The organism is Aurantimonas sp., from assembly GCF_964217435.1.
GTDB classification, from domain to species: Bacteria; Pseudomonadota; Alphaproteobacteria; order Rhizobiales; family Rhizobiaceae; genus Aurantimonas; species Aurantimonas coralicida.
Genome location: NZ_CAXPJM010000004.1, coordinates 1 through 14,765 on the forward strand (window position 1 = coordinate 1; position 14,765 = coordinate 14,765).

Below are 14,765 nucleotides of genomic sequence, written 5' to 3' on the forward strand. Positions count from 1 at the left end.
GTTCCGCCACCAGTGCGCTCTACGTACAGCGACGCAACGTCCTGTATGTCCCACGTATAGACCGGGAGGCCAACGTCGCTCGGCACGAACGGCGACACCCCCCCGCCCCGACGCACCGACAGGCCGGGGAGGTCTAGCGGCCGCCGACCGTTGAAGATGCCGTTTCTACCGTTGAAGATGTCCATCGGTCAGAGCTCGTAGAAGGACATCACGACGGTGACGGCTGCCGCAGCGATCAGGCTGATATGGGTGGCGTCGGCCGGAATCTCGCGAGAGCCCGGGTTGAGGTCGCTACCCGAGCCATCGGTGATGTCGCCGGATGGCACGGCCGCGGTCACAGTGCCGTCGCCGAACTTGACGTAGAAGTCCCCTGTGGCCGCGAAGGACACATACTTCGCGCCGGCCGGGATCGTGTGGCGTTCAGCCGTGCTCGCAGCCAGCACTCGCGCATCGACATGATCGGACGGCGGCGGCGCGAACTCGGTGCGGCGCGACGTGTTGTGCGGGACGGTTCCAGTGAAGTTGCGCATGGTCAGATATCCTCGCCTGGCGCCGTGTTCACCGGCATGTTCACGTTCGGAATGCGGTAGAGCGCGATGAACTTCTCGACCCCGTAGGGGATGCTCACCTTGCCGCCGCGGGCGCGCGGGTCGAGCACGCTCTCCTCGCGGTTGCTGTAGTAGTGCGATGCCAGCAGGAGCACGGCCTGGCGAATGCCGGGGGGCACCTTCGTAGCGTCTTCGGCGCCGGTCTCGTAGGTGATCTCCATCGACCCGGAGTCGATGTCCGTGATCTCGGCGAAGGACGCAGTCGGCAGGCCGGCGTCGGAACCGATCACCGCGTCGCCATGCGCGAGGACCGTCGTGAAACCGCCCACGATCGACTTGGCAGAGACTATCCCGCCGATCTCGCCTTCCATGGGAGGGCGAAAGAGGGTGACGACCGGGCGAACGGCAGGCACGACCAGCTTGAAGGTCTGCCGCATGATCGCCCGGTTCGTGCTGCGCTCGATGACGTCCTCGGCGGCCGCGATGTAGCCTTCGATCAGCGTGTCTTCCGACGTGTGCGAGACGCGCTTATTCGCCTTGACGGTCGCCGCGGTCACGCTGGGGACGGTCGGAGGTGCGGTCCTGACGAGATACATCGGCCTTCGTCTCCTCGCGCGGCTGCGGAGCGCGGAAGTCGCCGCGGTCCGCCTGCATGTCCGTCGTGCGGTAGGCTCCGGCCATCGAACGTCGACGGCCGGGCCAATTGCTTTTCTCGACCAGCGGTCGATTACTTGCCGGGCTTGCGACCGCGCCGCGGCGGCTTCGGCGGGGTTTCCTTGCCGTTACCTTCGCCGCCCTCGCCATCATGGGCGTCCGGGTCGTCGACGGTGGCCTTGTCGGGATCCTCGACCGCCTTCGGACTGTCGGGGCTTTCCGGATCGGCGGTGCCGGCGAAGTCGCCTTCCTCGCGGAGGCGGTCACGCCCGGGCAGCCGATCGCTTGCCAGCGGCGGCATGTGACGATTGCCGCCCAGGCCCGGGGTGTCGGCAACGATCTGCAGCGAATCGTCATCGATCTCGATGGTCGCTTCGCCCTTGGCCGCTGCGACTTCCTTGATGATCGGCTTCTTGCCGGCCTTCAGCCGCTTAACAGTCGCCGGGTCGAGGCCGGCGATCTGGTCCTTCTGGTAGGGCCCGGAGGCCGCCAGGAACTTCACCGGAACGAGGCCGGTGCGCTTCAACGCTTTCATATCAGTCTCCTTGAGCGCGAGGAGAGGCCGGGCGGCCGCTCCTATTGGCTGCGGTTCCGGTGGATCAGAACTTCACGCCGGTGAGCACGTTCACCGCCTGGACGTACCGGGCGTCGAAGTCGTGCTCCATGGTGAAGCGGAAGCCGGTCGAGTCCGTCGACCAGAGCGACTGGATCTCGCCGCCGCCATCGCGATAGGACGCCTCGGTCGAGATATCGATCGAGAGGCCCTTCGCCTCGCCGACGAGCACGCTCCCGAAGGAGATGAGAGCGATGTACGTCTCGTCCGTGCCGACGCCGAGGTTCTCCGGGAACGTGCCCGCGATGCGCGCCGGTAGCCCCATCCAGATGCCCCGCTCCATCTCGGGGTAGATCTTCTGGTCGTCCGCGCCACGCAGCATGGAGAGGTACAGCCAGGTTCGCGGCGAGAAGCGCCACTCGGCGCCGACGCCCAGAACAGGGAACCGCGTGATCAGGCCGAGGAGCCGCTTCGCATCGGCCTCGACCTGCGCGACCGTGGGAGTGGCCGTGGTCGCCGATGCGACAGCGAGGGAGTTGATCCCGGCGAGGTTCATGACGCCGGTCGGCACGTCGCCGACGCCGGAGCCGAGATAGGCCGTCTGGTCCATCTTGAGCGACATCGCCATGGAGCCGTCGGCGCGGATGAACGATCCGGCCTCACCGAGCGAGTAGCGCAGAAGCTGGTTCGTGACCGGAACGATGGTCGACAGCAGGTGAGCCGACATATCGATCTCGCGGAACGTCGGGTTGGACACCGCGATGTCGTCGCCCTCACCGCGATACGTGGCGGTCGCACCGCTCGCCGCACCGGCCTGGCGATAGTTGCCCTCCGGCATCGGAATGCGCCGCGGGTTGCCCGCCATGAACGAGGAGCGCTCGTACAGCAGGTCGATGAAGGTGCGGTCGAAGTTCTCCGCCACCAGGAATCCGCCGGACGCGCCGGTGAGAGTGGTGTTGGCCTTGTTGATCGAACCGAACTCGTCGGCGGCCTTGCCGTAGCCGAGTTCCTGCATCGCCTTCAGAACGTTGCGCGAGGAGGTCGAGCCCCATTCCCGCTTCGCCAGCATCAGCGACTGGCAGGCCAGCGCCAGCTTCTCCTCGGCGGTGTTGGCTGCCTTCGCCTGCGCCGGCTGCGTGCCGCGCTCGGCACCACCATCGGCGGGCTTCGCAGCCGCGGCGACGTGGCGCTCGGCACGCTCGGCCGACTTCACCTGCTCTTCGAGCGCGTCGAGCGAATCCAGATGATCGTTCAGCGCCTTCAGATCGGCCGCCACGGCGCCGTCACCGAATGCCTTCGTCTGGAGAGCTTCGACCTTCGCCGTCTCAGCCGCCAGCTTTTCCTTGAGCTCCTTGAGCGTCATCGGAAAACTCCTCTTTTCATGAAAAAGGGCCGCTCAGTGGCGGCCCGGTGATTGCCCTTTTGGGCGGGTGAAGCCGGCGGCTAGGCCGGTTCCTCGGTGCGCGCCCTGGTGGCGGCAATGCGTTTGGCGACGCGCTCATCCAGCGCGGCCTTCTCTTCATCGGTCAGATTGACCGGCTCGGGATCGGTAGGGGTCTCCAGCGGCGGATCCTCGCGGGTCACAACCGGGGTATCCTTCGCGGTCAGCGCCGAGAGGAACTTCGCCCAGAGACCGGGCTCCTTCGACTGGCGAGCATGATCGCGGGCGATGGTCAGGTGACGCTCGAACTCGGCGACGGATGCCGCCTGTTCTGCATCGGCCGCCTTCTGCTTCTCGCCGTCGACCGGATCAGGAGTTTCGACCCCCTGCTCCTCTTCCGTCGGCTTCGCAGGCTTGGCGGCGCCCTTCTCTTCGTCCTCGATCACCCGACCTTCGGTCGATGCCGATTTCAGGAGGGCTGCGATACGGTCGACCGATGCCTGATCCTTGAACTCGATGACGACTGAGGTGCGCTCGCCGCTCGCCTGGCGGTGCTGTGCCTCCAGAGCGTCGCGCGAGATGACGAGTCCGGTCCGCGGGTCCATCGCGAAGGTGTCGAGGGTCATCTCGATCAGTTCGAGCGCCTCCTTCGACAGCATGCCCGGCGCCACGTCCTTCATCATCGCCGCCGGCAGCGCTGGAATCGGCACCAGCGAACATTCGAGGAGCTCGGACTTGTTGAACTTCAGGCCGAGGAAGTGACCCGCGTCATCCTGGATGGCCTCGACGTCGCTCCAGTTCGGACGGAAGCCGATCGACACGGTCTTCATCGTGCCGGCGGCGATATGCCGGGCGGCGCGGTCCGCGTCCGGATCCTCGCCTTCCGCCAGCAGGATCATGTCGCCTTCGGTCCGCTTCGGGCGGCCGGAGAGCATCTTCTGGACGTTCGCCCACTTGCCGATCGGCCACGACCGGCTGTTGTGGAAGAGAAGCGCCTGCGGATTGGCCGAGAAGTTCGTGACGTCGAGCCCTTCCTGCACGACGATGTCGCCCATCCGATCCTCGACCTCCGCGGACATGACGAAGCGCGCCGTGCGCGTCTCCGGCTTCCACGAGCCGGCCTTGGCGATCTCCGGCGTCATGGGGACGCCCTTCACGAGACCGCCGTTCGGCCCGACCGAATCCTTGCGGAGGTTATGGGCCTCGTCTTCCGAGACCTTCACGAGCTTCGGCATGGGATGTCTCCTATCGGATCGGAACGACGTTCCCGATCTCGGGAATGTCCTTGCCAGCGTTCGCGCCAGCATCATCTTGCGGCGCCTGGTCACCTTCAGCGCCGGGCGCATTCCCGCCGGCCTTCAGGATGACCTCGTTGTTCTCGTCGACGAGCACGAAGTTGCCGGAGAACATGCGGGCGCGGCCCGCCTTCCCGCCAACCGAGTTCTGCCCGATCTTCTGGCGCATCTCGTCGAATTCGAGCGCACCCGACTTCCACTGCGACATGACGATTTCGCTGCGCAGCTTCGGGTCGAGCGCATAGGCGGCATCGCGGTCGAACCTGAAGAACAGGTCGTCATCCGCCTCGCTGGACAGCAGGAGCCGGTCAAGCGCCTCCTCGATGCACTCGAAGATCGGGACCAGCGTGTCGTCGACATAGGTCCGGTTCACCGAATCCATGTTGTCGTATTTGACGGACTCGAAGATGCCGACCTTGGGCGGCGGCATCCGGTAGTAGCGGAGCACGTCCGTCATGGCGGCGACGTTCGATTTCACGAAGTCCTGGTCGACAGCCGACATCGAGAGGCGCTTCACCTCAGGAACGACGCCGTCGACGCCTTCGAACAGAAGCGGCTTGCCCGTCTTGCGGGAGTTCTCGAACGCCTCGGTGAAGTCCTTCTTCAGCCGGGCGTACTGCTCGTCGGTGATCGCCCCGGGGAACGTCACAGCGTAGATGCCGACGCCACCGGAGGCGAAAGAGTTGGCCTGAAACTCGTGCATGCTGCCGAGCAATTTCAGCGCGTCGGCGGCAACCTCGGCATTCGAGATCGGGTCGAGGCCGTTCAGCGAGCGCAGACGCATGGGCACCATGTCGTCGGTCGACATGCGCCGCTGCATCATCCACGACCACTGGATATGATCGTGCTCGGTCTGCGGCTGCACCTCGTAGAAGTAGCGACCGGCCTGGACGTTCATGTACGTCTGGACCTGGCCCGGAGGCACACCCTGCAACTCGATGACGCGCCCGCCGTTGGTCGTGCGCGCCGCGGCGTAATACATGCGGGCGGCGGCCAGATAGGCGGCCGTCATCCGGATCCATTCCTTCCAGCCGTAATAGTCGTTCGGACGGCGCCAGAGCAGGCCGGCAACCGGATGCTCCCCCTTCTGCACCAGGACCGATCCATTCGGCGTCCGGCGGCGAAGCTCGAGCGGCGTCTTCGACACGTCCTGAGAGATCACCTCCCAGCACGCGAGAGAGACGCTGACCTTCACGATGTCGGAATGACGGCCCGCGATGAAATGGCCCTTGGAGAACAGTTCGCCGAGTTCGACGCCGGTCCACAGGTCGTTGCCGACCGAACGCACCTTCGGCGCCGCATCGACCTTGGCGACATCGGTGCCCTGCTCGGTCTTGTCGGCCATCAGAGGATCCTCATGCCGCGCGTCGCCATCGGGTTCGGCCCGCGCACTTCCTTGATCTCGACCATCTGCAGCCGGGCGGCGTTCGCCTGCACAAGCGCATCGAAGCCGTCGATCTTCTGTGTCGAGTTCGCTGCCGGCTTCTTGCCGAGGATGCGATCCGCGGTGTCGAGCCCGCCGATCACGTTGCCCATGTTCCAGGCCAGCACCGGGTTGCCGTCATGGAAGAGCGACTGCTCGGCACCGTTCACGCGGGCCATCAAATCCTTCGTCGGATCGGAATGGTTCGAGGCGTTCTTCCGGTAGGCCGTGACCGGCTTGTCAGCGTCCTGCAGCGCGGCGAAGAATTCGTTCGCCTGCTGGTCGTCGACCACCACCGCTCGGATGTCGTGGCCGGCGTCGAACAGATCGAAGAGGTCTCGCCGAAGCTGCGCGTAATTGTGCCGGCTGCCGCCCGTGACGGTCAGCGCGCCGGCCTCCTGCCATGCCTTGTACGGGCCCGACAGGTCCTCATCATCGATCCACGGCCCCATTTCCGGCACGTAGAAGCGGCCGAAGGCGAACAGATCGGTATCAGCGATGAAGCCGTCCTCGACCTTCAGAAGCTCGCCGGTCTCACGCTCGAACATTGCCACCATGGCGACCATGTCGTTGCGCGACGCAAGGTCGATGCCGATCCAGCACGGAAGCCCGAGCGCATGCTCGATCTTCATGGTCGGGCGAGCGGCCGCGGCCCACTTCTCCTGCGGGAACAGCATGTTCTCGCCGAAGCCCCAGAGGTTCAAAGCGGTGCGCAGGAACTCCGACTTCTTGGCCGGGTTCGCACGCGCCGCCTGGGCGTCCTGCATGGTCTTCCGCAGGTCCACCGAAACACCAAGCCCCGGCGACGCCTTCCGAATGACGTGCTCCTTGTCCCAATCCCGAACGTCTTCCGGGTCGACCGTGTAGATCGCGGCGAACAGGTTCAGCCGCTCGGTCTTCCCCTCCAGCATCTCGATCGCGGCGCGGCGCTCGTCCCAGCCGGTGCCGAATGTGTGCCGTCCGGCCGATCCGATCTTCAGGAACAGCGATTCCGGCCGCGCGCGCTGCGCCGACTGCATGACGTTGTAGATGTCCGCAGGCACCGCATGGAACTCGTCGCCGATGACCGTCTTCGGATCGTGGCCGTCCTGCTTCTCGCCGATCGACGAGAGCACCACCACCTGCGAATCCGTCCGCTCGACGTAGGACGCCTTCTTCGTGCTGCGTATCCCGAACATCTGCTCCAGCGGAGTGTTCCGAGCGGCCATCTTCTGGTACGGCTCGAGGATCTTCAGGCCCTGATCGAACTTCGGCGCGATGATGTAGAGGTCGTCGCCCTGGTTCGCGAGCACGGTCGTCTCGTACAGACCGATCCCGCAGGCGTAGAGCGACTTGCCGTGCTTCCGCGGCTCCTCCAGATAGACGTCGTTGACGACGCGAAGACCGTCGGTCCGCCAGCGAAATCCGTAGATCGCGCAGGTCTTCCACATCTGCCAAGGCTCGATCAGGAACTGCTCCCCCGCGAGCGACCCCTTCACATGATGCAGCGTCTCCAGAAACGCGCAAGCCTCGATCGCGTCCTCGACCGAGAAGTAGATGCCGTGCGCGTCCTGAAACCCCTTCGACAGCATCCGCAGATACCGCTCGCAGGCGAGGATAATGAACTTGCAGGCCGGCACCTTCCCGTCGGCAACAGCCCTCGCATAGGACAGCGCCATCGCCGGATAGTCGGGATATGCCCTGCCCTCGATCTCAACCGTGGCGCCGTTGTCGAGCCCGCTTCGCGAAACCGAAATGGGTGTACGGGTTTTCCGCCGCGGACCCGGATTGAGGCGTGTGACCGACATCCAGCTTCTCGATCTTCCGGAGATACTTGGCCTTCTGTTCGGCCGGGTAGCGGAGCGCCTTCTTGCCCTCGATCGCGTTGAACAGGTCGTGCTCGGCCATCCCGAGCATCTCCACCCATTCGCGGGTGATGCTGGTCAGTGCGCCGGCGCTGTGCAGCCGCCTCGCCCACTGCCAGTAGATTTTCCGCCCGGCTTCGTTCAGCGGCAGGTTCGGTTCCGGAACTTCCTTCAGCGCCGGGTGAGCGATGATGCTCGCGCCGGCGCCGTCGTCGTCCTCGTCACTCACCAGGATCGGAACGGAACGTGCCATCAGCTTCGATCGGTCCTGTGCGCGTGATCTGAAACCCCGGCGGCCTAGTCTCCGGCTGCTTCACCCAGATCGGCAGCATCGCGACCTGGCGCGTCTGCTTTGCGAACTGCTCCAGCCGGCGCTTCCACCCGTTGTGGTGGTCGTGGCAGAGCGAATCCAGATTGGCCGCATCGAGACGCCGCTCGCCGTTCGCTGTCACCGGCTCCATGTGGTCGACCACGTCGGCCGGGCAGATAAAGCCACGGCGCTCACACTCCTCGCAGTTCGGATTGGCGCGGAAATACCGATCCCGCAGCTTATCCCATTCGGAGGTGTAGCCGCGCTCTCTGGCCGAGCCGCGCCACCGTTCGCGCTGCACCTTTGGAATGCGCGGGCGCAGCGACGGCGGCTTCAGACGGCGAAATGACGTGACGGTCAAAGGCGCTCCTGAAACGCAAAAACCCGCCTGGTGGGGCGGGCTCTTTCGGACGCAATTTGGAAGCGTGGGAACTGTTTCGACTCGTTTTCGGCAAATGTCAAGCCGATCGTAGAAAATCATTCCGGATATGGGTCTCTCACGGAATAATCACCCTGCCCGCTTGTTCATTATCCTAGCCCTCGCATCGGCCGCTCGCTGCACCGTATCCCTTATGTCGCGCAGGATTTCGAGACGGAGGCGCTTCATGCCGATGATCTCCGCCGGCACCGGATCCTTCCGACGGTTCTCCAAGATTTCCACATGCGCCTCGCGCTCGTCGAGGATGAGTTGGATCTCCTTCGCCTGGACATCAAGCGATGCTGATTCGCGCCCGTCGGCCATGGTCGGGTTCCTTGCTCTGGCGTTCAGCGGGGAGTGGAAAGGGCGGTGACGTTCATGCATCCGCACTCGCCGGCATCGACGCACCCGCCGACTTCGAACTGGGCGGGGCGATGATTGCAGGGACGCGGGCAGAAGTTGTTTCGCAGGGCAGCTCGAAGCCGCGCGTTCTCTGCCCTCAGCGCTTCCTCTGTCGAGGTGGATGGGGCGGCGAGGGCGGAAGGGCGGCACGCAAGCATGCCCTCAATCAGATCGCGGCAGATGCGAATGTCAGCCGCTCCCGGCGCCTCGCAGCTTGGCGTTGAACGCTGTCCCTGCCGCCAATTCGCGAAGGCGTAAGCCCAATCGTCCAAGTCCGGCGTCGCTGTCGAGGTGGATGGGGCGGGGGTGGCGAGGGTACGCAGAACAGCGCGGGCAGGCTGCGTAGTGAAGCTGTCGGGCTTGTATTCGCCCTCGACGACAGCATCCATCAGATCGGCCAGTTCGCTTAGGACCTCGCCCACGTCATGGGGCACGTCTGCGGGCTGGGGGGCGGTGTCGTAGAGCGCGTACCAGATATCGACAGCCTCATCCCTGCCGAGATATGGCCCGTAGACAGGGAACCCGCTGACAGCCTCTAGCATCGCCTTTGTCGGCTCCACCGGAACCACCTGCGTCTTCGCGTCGGCCATCGTCTTGTCCTCAGTGCTCGATTGATCGGATGCTGGCGAAGTGCCGGGTCAGGTTGCGGTTCGTTCAAGGAATTTGTTCCACGCGGCCCGGCTGCTCTCGGCGGCGCAAGCAACGTCTTCCTCTCCGACGAAAATTCGGTAGTGACGAATTCCGCCGTTGAAGGAGAGGCGGCAGCGCGCATTCGGCTCACGCTCCAACACATCGTCTTTGGCTGAGTGGAAGCCTTCGCCCGGCCCCTTCTGGAACATCTTCTCGTCCTCAATTCGGGTTGGTGCTGGCGTAACCGGCTGTCGCTGCGTCAGCGCGCGCCTCGATGGTGCGGTCGTAGATCCATCCGGCTATGAGCGGGATCAGAAGGGCCACGACAGCCATGGCGCGGTGTTCGGTGCGGGAGGTCATGCGCCGCGGGCCTTGGCGAGCCGGTCGAGGCGGTCGATCTCGGCGGCGATGAGAGCGCCTGCGCGAACAAGGTCAGCGCGCCGATCCTTCGGCTTCCACCACTTCCAATCCCAGCGGGTAGGCCAGTCGAGCGGGACGCCTTGAAGATAGTCTCGGCCCTTGTCTGGCATGGCAGCGTGCGCCGCATAGCAGGCCGCTGCTCGTGCCAAATCACCGGGCTCGTTGCGGTCGTCGTGTTCAGCCGTCCAGCCTTCCTGTTCGACCTGCCGCTGGCGCTCTGCTGCGATGCTCTCGATGCCGTTCATCTCGGTCATGCTCTGTCCTCCGGTTGGCAGCGCTTGGCTGCTGGGGTGGGGGTTGGGGTCAGGCTTCGGCTTCGAGTTCTGCGGGGGTCTCGACGCCCCATTGCAGCTTGAAGAGCCGGCGGTGGTCGGGACTTCCGTGCTCGACCTCTTCCGAGCGCCATCGAGGGTCGCTATCGGAGAACGTGTATTTTTCGAGCAGAACCGCCTCGCTTCCTTCGTCCTGCCAGTAGTGGGTTATGTCGCATTCGAGCGTGCTGAAGACCGCGACGACCCAACCGCGCGGCGGAGCCCACGCTGTCTCGAAGGTCAGGACGACATCGTCGCCATCGACCCGGAAGCTCGCATCCGAGAGGGCATAGGCGTTCCACTTGGTGCCCCAAGTTTCACGCGCTGCGTCGAGATGGGTGCCGGGGAAAGCCGCTTGTTCCTGCGAAGAGACGCTACCCGGCCAGTAATTCTTCGGCAGGGGCAGGAGCGTCCGAAAGTCGATCACGCCGCGTTCGCCGGAAACGACGCTGCGGGCCTTTTCAGCCTCCGTGTGATGGAGGCGGATTTCGTTCACGACGTGGTTCGGCATCATCGTCTCTCCGTATGGCGTTCGATGGGGAGGGGCGGGGCACTTGGCCCCGAGGGGATCAGGTCTGGCGCGGCTCGTCCGAAATGTGCGCGACGATCTGCTTGCCGATTGCCAGAGCGCGTTCGGTTTCCGGTGTCGTCTCGCGAGCCTGCAGATCGCTAAGGACACGTGCCCAGCGAACGGCTGGCGCCTCGGCAGCGCCGGTCAGTCCATGGATGGTCGAGATGATCCCGGCGAAGGCTTCCGGCACGGCGAAGTAGAACGTCGCATAGGTGCAATCGAAGTCGTCGTCCTCATCACCGATGAAGCCGGGGAGGTCGCGAAGGTCGCCATTGAACGGGCCGTCCGGGTTCCAGTCGGTCTGCTCGGAACCGCCGCGCTCGTAAGCAGCACGATTCCCGCCACCCGTCCGGGTGTGGATGGCGATCCGCGGCTCATCGAGTTCGGTGTCAAGATAGCAATCTCGGAACCTTGGGATGGCATCCGGCTTCGTTCCGAGCGCCTGGAGCAGTATTCCCGCTGCTGGGTTGACGCCGAAAAGCGCGTTGTAAAGGCTCATCTGTTGGCTCCGGGTTCGGTGCGTTTCGATTGGCGGGGGGATTGATCACGCGGCGGCGCCCTTCACGACCTTCACCTTGTGGAAGATCAGCCGGCAGCCGCCTCGCGGCTTCTGCACCTGGCGCTTGGCCGCCTCCGGATCGGTCGCATCGACATCGATCTGCTGCGGCTCGCCCGGCCGGTCCGCGTAGGCGAAATGCACACGGAACAGCGTGGTTTTCTCGATCGCGCCCATCAGCCGGCCACCATCCCGCCGAGAACCGCGGCGGTGACCAGAGCGATCCGGAGAGCGACCATGCCTATGATCCCGTCGACCGCGCCGTCAGTGCCGCCTCTGGTCCGGCTTTTCTCGGTGCCAGCACCTGCCGAAACGAGCATGGCTACCGTGATCACGATCGCGATGATGAGCAGGATGGAGAGAAGCAGCGCGATCATGCCGACACCTGCCCGGCCAGACCGCAGTAGCCGCGGCCAGTGGCGACCGGCGCAACGTCGCCGCTCAACTGATACTGCTCGCCCGGCTGCAGAAACCGGCTCCAGCCCGCATGGAACAGCGCAGTCTCTTCGCGCCAGGCCATACACAGCGATCCGACGCACGTCGGTGACGCAGGGAAGTCCTGACCATTGCGATTGCAGCCAGCATCATTTCCCACACGGGAAAACGGACACCAGTGCGCAGGGGCATCTTTCTCGAGAACGATCATCGGAGGCTCATTCCATCGAATTGCGATGGCGTCAGCATTAGTCGCTTTTATCCGACAACGCAATCGGGTTTCGCAGGATTGTCGCTAATTTCCGATTTGGCCGATCCAGTGAGAGATTTCAGTTCGGTCGGAATTTGACTACCCCGGTCGGTCCCGGCCCCCTTGGCACCCCTTTAACCGGCACCCCGGCAGGGGTCGACGATACGTTTATGCTACGGATGCGGTCGCTTACGCTGTCTGCGAGCAAATACATTCCTCTTTGCCTCATCATGCAGCACGATATTGCGCACGGTTTAGCGTTCCGGCTCGCCTTGGCGGGTCGGATTGCGTATGGTTCATGTCGGATGCAGAAACAGGACGGCCCTGACGGTGCGCTAACACCTGCCAGGGCCTGACCGCGACGACCTATGCAGGAGGCCGGCATGGCTGATGATGACGCTACACCCCGCAAGCCGAGGCGCAAAGGGCTGCAGTTCTACCATTACATGTGGTTACGGGCGCACCCGGAGCGGGATGCCGAGTGGCTGAAGGCGAAGCTTAAAGAGGGCTTCCATGTGCACCACGTTGACGGCAACCACCTGAACAGCAAGCCGGGCAATCTGATGCTGATAGATGGCGTGGACCATCTCCGCCTTCACGGCGGGCAGCTACGGCAGGGAATCCGCGACTGGCGCCACGTGCACATGCCACGCACTCGGCGGGACGATAGCCGAGGGCGCCGCGCCTATGAGCTTAAAGCGCACGGCGCAGGGACATGGAAAGCCGTGGCGCAAGCCTTCCATGACGGGGAGCGGCCTGCGGGGCTTATCTGGTCGGATGCAGGGGCACGCCTGAGCGCGAACGCTAGAGGGTACGCCAAGCGCAACGGCTTGCCGTGGCCCCCTTCCTTGTGACGGCTGGGCGGGGCGCGACCTGGTGGCGCTGGGCGAGGATCGTCGAGCGCAGGGCGAGCCGTCATCGTCGAGGCGGGCGAGCTGCAGCCGGACGCCACTCTATAAGGGGCGATCGTCGAGGCGTTGGCCTGCCCCTATCTCGCAATCGTCTTTCGTCGCTTTTTTCCGACATACCCCTTGCAATGTTGGTTTCACCATGCCAAATGTCGGTTATGCCAATCACGGCACCGATGAGGAAACCCGATGCACACCGCCATTGAAGCCCGTATGTCCGCCGCCCTCGCCGCTCCCATGACGCATGCGGTTGTCACGACCTATGCGGATGGCACGGAAAAGCGGCACAAGACGCGGTGCGCAAAGTCTGCCGCGAACTATGCGACGGGCGAACGTCGCAAGGTGGGGCGCGACCTGATCAACCGTGCGAGTGGCGCCGCCGTGCGCGTCGTGTCTGTTTCTATCGTCCCCATCGTCTGAAACCGCCGCTCACGGCACCTAAGAGGAAACCGATATGCAAGCCCGTGTCACCCCGCATCACGTATGGCGCCATCCTTCCGGCGCTTCCTGCAGCTTCTACGGCGCCGCTCCTCATGGGGCCGGCTGGGAAGCCAAGGCCGAAGGCTTTGCGGTTTGGTCGCATGATACCGTCATCCGCTCACATGCGGACAAGGCAAAGGCCGAGGCGGATGCGGCGCGCCTCAATGCCAAGGCTGCAGCGGATCGCGCCGAGCACGTCGCCGCATGGGCGCCCGTCATGGCGCCTATCCAGTGGTCGCGTTCGAAAGGCAATGACGGGGTGACGAGGCACCATAGCGGCGAACGCTATTCGATCGTGTCCGATGGCGGCCTTTATGCAGTCGAGTGCGACGGCGCTTTTGAGGAGCTTTCCGCCTTCCGCAAACTCGCCAAGGCAAAGGCATGGTGCGAGCGCATGATCCGTTCCGAACGGCAGGAAGCGACGTTCTCCTAAGCGCAAGGCGATGGGCGCCCTATGGCGGCGCCTATCTCCCGGCTCTTAGCCGACCCGCCATTTACGGCAACCTTATGAGGAGAGGAGTTTGCACCATGAAACGCGAATCCGAAGAATTCCGCCGGCTCGACCCTGAAGCCATGGAGCGCACGCAATTCGAGCGGCGGCGCCGTGCGGATCGGCAGGCTGCGATTGCCCGCAAGGCCGCTTTCCTCGAGCTCTAACCCTCAATCCCCTGCCCTTGGCCAATCACGGCCCCTCTAAGGAAAACCCCCATGACTCTCGACCTGGCCCGTTTCGCACCGGAAAACCTCGCGAAAGACACTCTCTTCGGCGGATCCGTCAATATGGATTGGATGGAAGCCGCCGGGGAGAATGGCGACGGGGTAGAAGTCGCATTGCCCCCGATCACTGCCGACATCCTTGATCAGCACATGCCGGACTGGCAGGCCGACTTTCCGCTGGACGAATTCGACGGCGACGAAGAGGAGCGGCTTTCGGCTGCAGCGGAAGAATTCACCGGCACCGACGGCTATTACGAATGGAAAGACGGCTTCTTTCCAATGATGAATTACGCTTATCCGATCGACCTTCGGTATGGCGACGATCAGGAAGAGCTTGCCGGCCATATCGACGCTCTCGCCGGTTGCGTCACGCTGGTTACGGTTGACGATCAGACGTATCTCGCCCTGACCGGCGGCGGAATGAACCTCGCATGGAACATTTGCGCGGCGTTCATCGCCTGCCGTTGCATGCCCCCGCTGAAGTACCTGGAAGCGCTTCCGAAGATGGCGGGCGGCGGAATGTACGCCTCTAACCTTCCCGACGATGTCGCGGCGCTGGTGCTGGCATGCATCCCTGCGGCGGCGGACGTGCTCCGGCACAAGGCGGACCGCCTGATAGCCGACCTCCCCGGCTTCATTCATTCGGTGGAGGGCTGACC

General features: G+C 64.2%; 25 protein-coding genes. 5 read left to right on the plus strand and 20 right to left on the minus strand.

The features are described from left to right. From ACEQX1_RS01350 to ACEQX1_RS01445, 20 genes are all read right to left on the minus strand, one after another. A partial coding sequence (locus ACEQX1_RS01350; protein ID WP_370196441.1) for a hypothetical protein occupies positions 1-185 on the minus strand: 185 nt, incomplete at its 3' end. Between the two features lie 3 nt (positions 186-188). Further along, the gene (locus ACEQX1_RS01355; RefSeq protein WP_370193288.1) at positions 189-530 is read right to left on the minus strand and encodes a hypothetical protein; all 342 of its coding nucleotides are present in this window, start codon (positions 528-530) and stop codon (positions 189-191) included. 2 nt (positions 531-532) lie between these two features. Next, positions 533-1,144, minus strand: coding sequence for a head-tail connector protein (locus tag ACEQX1_RS01360; RefSeq protein WP_370193287.1), 612 nt, complete (start codon positions 1,142-1,144; stop codon positions 533-535). Positions 1,145-1,275: 131 nt separating this feature from the next. After that, positions 1,276-1,737: a hypothetical protein gene (locus ACEQX1_RS01365; RefSeq protein ID WP_370196442.1), complete on the minus strand. Its 462-nt coding sequence runs from the start codon at positions 1,735-1,737 to the stop codon at positions 1,276-1,278. A gap of 64 nt (positions 1,738-1,801) precedes the next feature. After that, on the minus strand, positions 1,802-3,118 hold the full coding sequence (locus ACEQX1_RS01370; RefSeq protein ID WP_370193285.1) for a phage major capsid protein: 1,317 nt from the start codon (positions 3,116-3,118) through the stop codon (positions 1,802-1,804). A gap of 80 nt (positions 3,119-3,198) precedes the next feature. After that, on the minus strand, positions 3,199-4,371 hold the full coding sequence (locus tag ACEQX1_RS01375) for an HK97 family phage prohead protease (RefSeq protein WP_370193284.1): 1,173 nt from the start codon (positions 4,369-4,371) through the stop codon (positions 3,199-3,201). 10 nt (positions 4,372-4,381) lie between these two features. Continuing rightward, a complete protein-coding gene (locus ACEQX1_RS01380) occupies positions 4,382-5,776 on the minus strand; it encodes a phage portal protein (protein WP_370193283.1) in 1,395 nt (464 codons plus the stop codon). Continuing rightward, positions 5,776-7,512 carry a terminase large subunit gene (locus tag ACEQX1_RS01385; protein WP_370193282.1) on the minus strand — a complete coding sequence of 579 codons (1,737 nt, stop codon included), beginning with the start codon at positions 7,510-7,512 and terminating at the stop codon, positions 5,776-5,778. The genes ACEQX1_RS01380 and ACEQX1_RS01385 overlap by 1 nt, the downstream gene beginning before the upstream one ends. A gap of 34 nt (positions 7,513-7,546) precedes the next feature. Beyond that, a complete protein-coding gene (locus ACEQX1_RS01390; protein WP_370193281.1) occupies positions 7,547-7,951 on the minus strand; it encodes a hypothetical protein in 405 nt (134 codons plus the stop codon). Then, complete coding sequence (locus ACEQX1_RS01395) at positions 7,920-8,369, minus strand: hypothetical protein (RefSeq protein WP_370193280.1); 450 nt, start codon at positions 8,367-8,369, stop codon at positions 7,920-7,922. The genes ACEQX1_RS01390 and ACEQX1_RS01395 overlap by 32 nt, the downstream gene beginning before the upstream one ends. 147 nt (positions 8,370-8,516) lie before the next feature. Next, positions 8,517-8,750: a hypothetical protein gene (locus ACEQX1_RS01400; protein WP_370193279.1), complete on the minus strand. Its 234-nt coding sequence runs from the start codon at positions 8,748-8,750 to the stop codon at positions 8,517-8,519. Between the two features lie 23 nt (positions 8,751-8,773). Further along, positions 8,774-9,418: a hypothetical protein gene (locus ACEQX1_RS01405; protein WP_370196443.1), complete on the minus strand. Its 645-nt coding sequence runs from the start codon at positions 9,416-9,418 to the stop codon at positions 8,774-8,776. 48 nt (positions 9,419-9,466) lie between these two features. Next, positions 9,467-9,667 carry a hypothetical protein gene (locus tag ACEQX1_RS01410; protein WP_370193277.1) on the minus strand — a complete coding sequence of 67 codons (201 nt, stop codon included), beginning with the start codon at positions 9,665-9,667 and terminating at the stop codon, positions 9,467-9,469. Positions 9,668-9,677: 10 nt separating this feature from the next. Then, positions 9,678-9,818, minus strand: a complete 141-nt coding sequence (locus ACEQX1_RS01415; protein WP_370193276.1) for a hypothetical protein — start codon at positions 9,816-9,818, stop codon at positions 9,678-9,680. Further along, positions 9,815-10,132 (minus strand): hypothetical protein, encoded by a 318-nt coding sequence (locus tag ACEQX1_RS01420; RefSeq protein ID WP_370193275.1) that lies wholly within the window; start codon positions 10,130-10,132, stop codon positions 9,815-9,817. The genes ACEQX1_RS01415 and ACEQX1_RS01420 overlap by 4 nt, the downstream gene beginning before the upstream one ends. A gap of 49 nt (positions 10,133-10,181) precedes the next feature. Then, positions 10,182-10,700, minus strand: a complete 519-nt coding sequence (locus ACEQX1_RS01425; protein ID WP_370196444.1) for a hypothetical protein — start codon at positions 10,698-10,700, stop codon at positions 10,182-10,184. Between the two features lie 58 nt (positions 10,701-10,758). Continuing rightward, the gene (locus ACEQX1_RS01430; protein ID WP_370193273.1) at positions 10,759-11,259 is read right to left on the minus strand and encodes a hypothetical protein; all 501 of its coding nucleotides are present in this window, start codon (positions 11,257-11,259) and stop codon (positions 10,759-10,761) included. A gap of 45 nt (positions 11,260-11,304) precedes the next feature. After that, positions 11,305-11,493, minus strand: coding sequence for a hypothetical protein (locus ACEQX1_RS01435; RefSeq protein WP_370193272.1), 189 nt, complete (start codon positions 11,491-11,493; stop codon positions 11,305-11,307). Then, a complete protein-coding gene (locus tag ACEQX1_RS01440; RefSeq protein ID WP_370193271.1) occupies positions 11,493-11,693 on the minus strand; it encodes a hypothetical protein in 201 nt (66 codons plus the stop codon). Before ACEQX1_RS01440 ends, ACEQX1_RS01435 begins: the two co-directional genes overlap by 1 nt. Continuing rightward, positions 11,690-11,962 carry a hypothetical protein gene (locus ACEQX1_RS01445; protein WP_370193270.1) on the minus strand — a complete coding sequence of 91 codons (273 nt, stop codon included), beginning with the start codon at positions 11,960-11,962 and terminating at the stop codon, positions 11,690-11,692. The genes ACEQX1_RS01440 and ACEQX1_RS01445 overlap by 4 nt, the downstream gene beginning before the upstream one ends. A gap of 422 nt (positions 11,963-12,384) precedes the next feature. On the opposite strand from ACEQX1_RS01445, the gene ACEQX1_RS01450 reads away from it, so the two are divergent. The 5 genes from ACEQX1_RS01450 to ACEQX1_RS01470 all read left to right on the plus strand — a co-directional run bounded on the left by ACEQX1_RS01450 (position 12,385) and on the right by ACEQX1_RS01470 (position 14,763). Then, on the plus strand, positions 12,385-12,855 hold the full coding sequence (locus tag ACEQX1_RS01450; protein ID WP_370193269.1) for a hypothetical protein: 471 nt from the start codon (positions 12,385-12,387) through the stop codon (positions 12,853-12,855). A gap of 243 nt (positions 12,856-13,098) precedes the next feature. Further along, complete coding sequence (locus ACEQX1_RS01455; RefSeq protein WP_370193268.1) at positions 13,099-13,329, plus strand: hypothetical protein; 231 nt, start codon at positions 13,099-13,101, stop codon at positions 13,327-13,329. A 34-nt stretch (positions 13,330-13,363) separates the two neighbouring features. Further along, the gene (locus ACEQX1_RS01460) at positions 13,364-13,822 is read left to right on the plus strand and encodes a hypothetical protein (protein ID WP_370196445.1); all 459 of its coding nucleotides are present in this window, start codon (positions 13,364-13,366) and stop codon (positions 13,820-13,822) included. A gap of 95 nt (positions 13,823-13,917) precedes the next feature. After that, entirely contained in the window at positions 13,918-14,046 is a 129-nt protein-coding gene (locus ACEQX1_RS01465; RefSeq protein WP_370193841.1) for a hypothetical protein, read from the plus strand. 51 nt (positions 14,047-14,097) lie between these two features. Further along, positions 14,098-14,763 (plus strand): hypothetical protein, encoded by a 666-nt coding sequence (locus ACEQX1_RS01470; RefSeq protein WP_370193840.1) that lies wholly within the window; start codon positions 14,098-14,100, stop codon positions 14,761-14,763. Positions 14,764-14,765: the final 2 nt, after the last annotated feature.

Bases quoted from the DNA above. Each gene is read 5' to 3' on its own strand.
- ACEQX1_RS01355 (WP_370193288.1), bottom strand. From the start codon at position 530: ATGCGCAACTTCACTGGAACCGTCCCGCACAACACGTCGCGCCGCACC.
- ACEQX1_RS01360 (WP_370193287.1), bottom strand. From the start codon at position 1,144: ATGTATCTCGTCAGGACCGCACCTCCGACCGTCCCCAGCGTGACCGCG.
- ACEQX1_RS01365 (WP_370196442.1), bottom strand. From the start codon at position 1,737: ATGAAAGCGTTGAAGCGCACCGGCCTCGTTCCGGTGAAGTTCCTGGCG.
- ACEQX1_RS01370 (WP_370193285.1), bottom strand. From the start codon at position 3,118: ATGACGCTCAAGGAGCTCAAGGAAAAGCTGGCGGCTGAGACGGCGAAG.
- ACEQX1_RS01375 (WP_370193284.1), bottom strand. From the start codon at position 4,371: ATGCCGAAGCTCGTGAAGGTCTCGGAAGACGAGGCCCATAACCTCCGC.
- ACEQX1_RS01380 (WP_370193283.1), bottom strand. From the start codon at position 5,776: ATGGCCGACAAGACCGAGCAGGGCACCGATGTCGCCAAGGTCGATGCG.
- ACEQX1_RS01385 (WP_370193282.1), bottom strand. From the start codon at position 7,512: ATGGCGCTGTCCTATGCGAGGGCTGTTGCCGACGGGAAGGTGCCGGCC.
- ACEQX1_RS01390 (WP_370193281.1), bottom strand. From the start codon at position 7,951: ATGGCACGTTCCGTTCCGATCCTGGTGAGTGACGAGGACGACGACGGC.
- ACEQX1_RS01400 (WP_370193279.1), bottom strand. From the start codon at position 8,750: ATGGCCGACGGGCGCGAATCAGCATCGCTTGATGTCCAGGCGAAGGAG.
- ACEQX1_RS01405 (WP_370196443.1), bottom strand. From the start codon at position 9,418: ATGGCCGACGCGAAGACGCAGGTGGTTCCGGTGGAGCCGACAAAGGCG.
- ACEQX1_RS01410 (WP_370193277.1), bottom strand. From the start codon at position 9,667: ATGTTCCAGAAGGGGCCGGGCGAAGGCTTCCACTCAGCCAAAGACGAT.
- ACEQX1_RS01415 (WP_370193276.1), bottom strand. From the start codon at position 9,818: ATGACCTCCCGCACCGAACACCGCGCCATGGCTGTCGTGGCCCTTCTG.
- ACEQX1_RS01420 (WP_370193275.1), bottom strand. From the start codon at position 10,132: ATGACCGAGATGAACGGCATCGAGAGCATCGCAGCAGAGCGCCAGCGG.
- ACEQX1_RS01425 (WP_370196444.1), bottom strand. From the start codon at position 10,700: ATGCCGAACCACGTCGTGAACGAAATCCGCCTCCATCACACGGAGGCT.
- ACEQX1_RS01430 (WP_370193273.1), bottom strand. From the start codon at position 11,259: ATGAGCCTTTACAACGCGCTTTTCGGCGTCAACCCAGCAGCGGGAATA.
- ACEQX1_RS01435 (WP_370193272.1), bottom strand. From the start codon at position 11,493: ATGGGCGCGATCGAGAAAACCACGCTGTTCCGTGTGCATTTCGCCTAC.
- ACEQX1_RS01440 (WP_370193271.1), bottom strand. From the start codon at position 11,693: ATGATCGCGCTGCTTCTCTCCATCCTGCTCATCATCGCGATCGTGATC.
- ACEQX1_RS01445 (WP_370193270.1), bottom strand. From the start codon at position 11,962: ATGATCGTTCTCGAGAAAGATGCCCCTGCGCACTGGTGTCCGTTTTCC.
- ACEQX1_RS01450 (WP_370193269.1), top strand. From the start codon at position 12,385: ATGGCTGATGATGACGCTACACCCCGCAAGCCGAGGCGCAAAGGGCTG.
- ACEQX1_RS01455 (WP_370193268.1), top strand. From the start codon at position 13,099: ATGCACACCGCCATTGAAGCCCGTATGTCCGCCGCCCTCGCCGCTCCC.
- ACEQX1_RS01460 (WP_370196445.1), top strand. From the start codon at position 13,364: ATGCAAGCCCGTGTCACCCCGCATCACGTATGGCGCCATCCTTCCGGC.
- ACEQX1_RS01465 (WP_370193841.1), top strand. From the start codon at position 13,918: ATGAAACGCGAATCCGAAGAATTCCGCCGGCTCGACCCTGAAGCCATG.
- ACEQX1_RS01470 (WP_370193840.1), top strand. From the start codon at position 14,098: ATGACTCTCGACCTGGCCCGTTTCGCACCGGAAAACCTCGCGAAAGAC.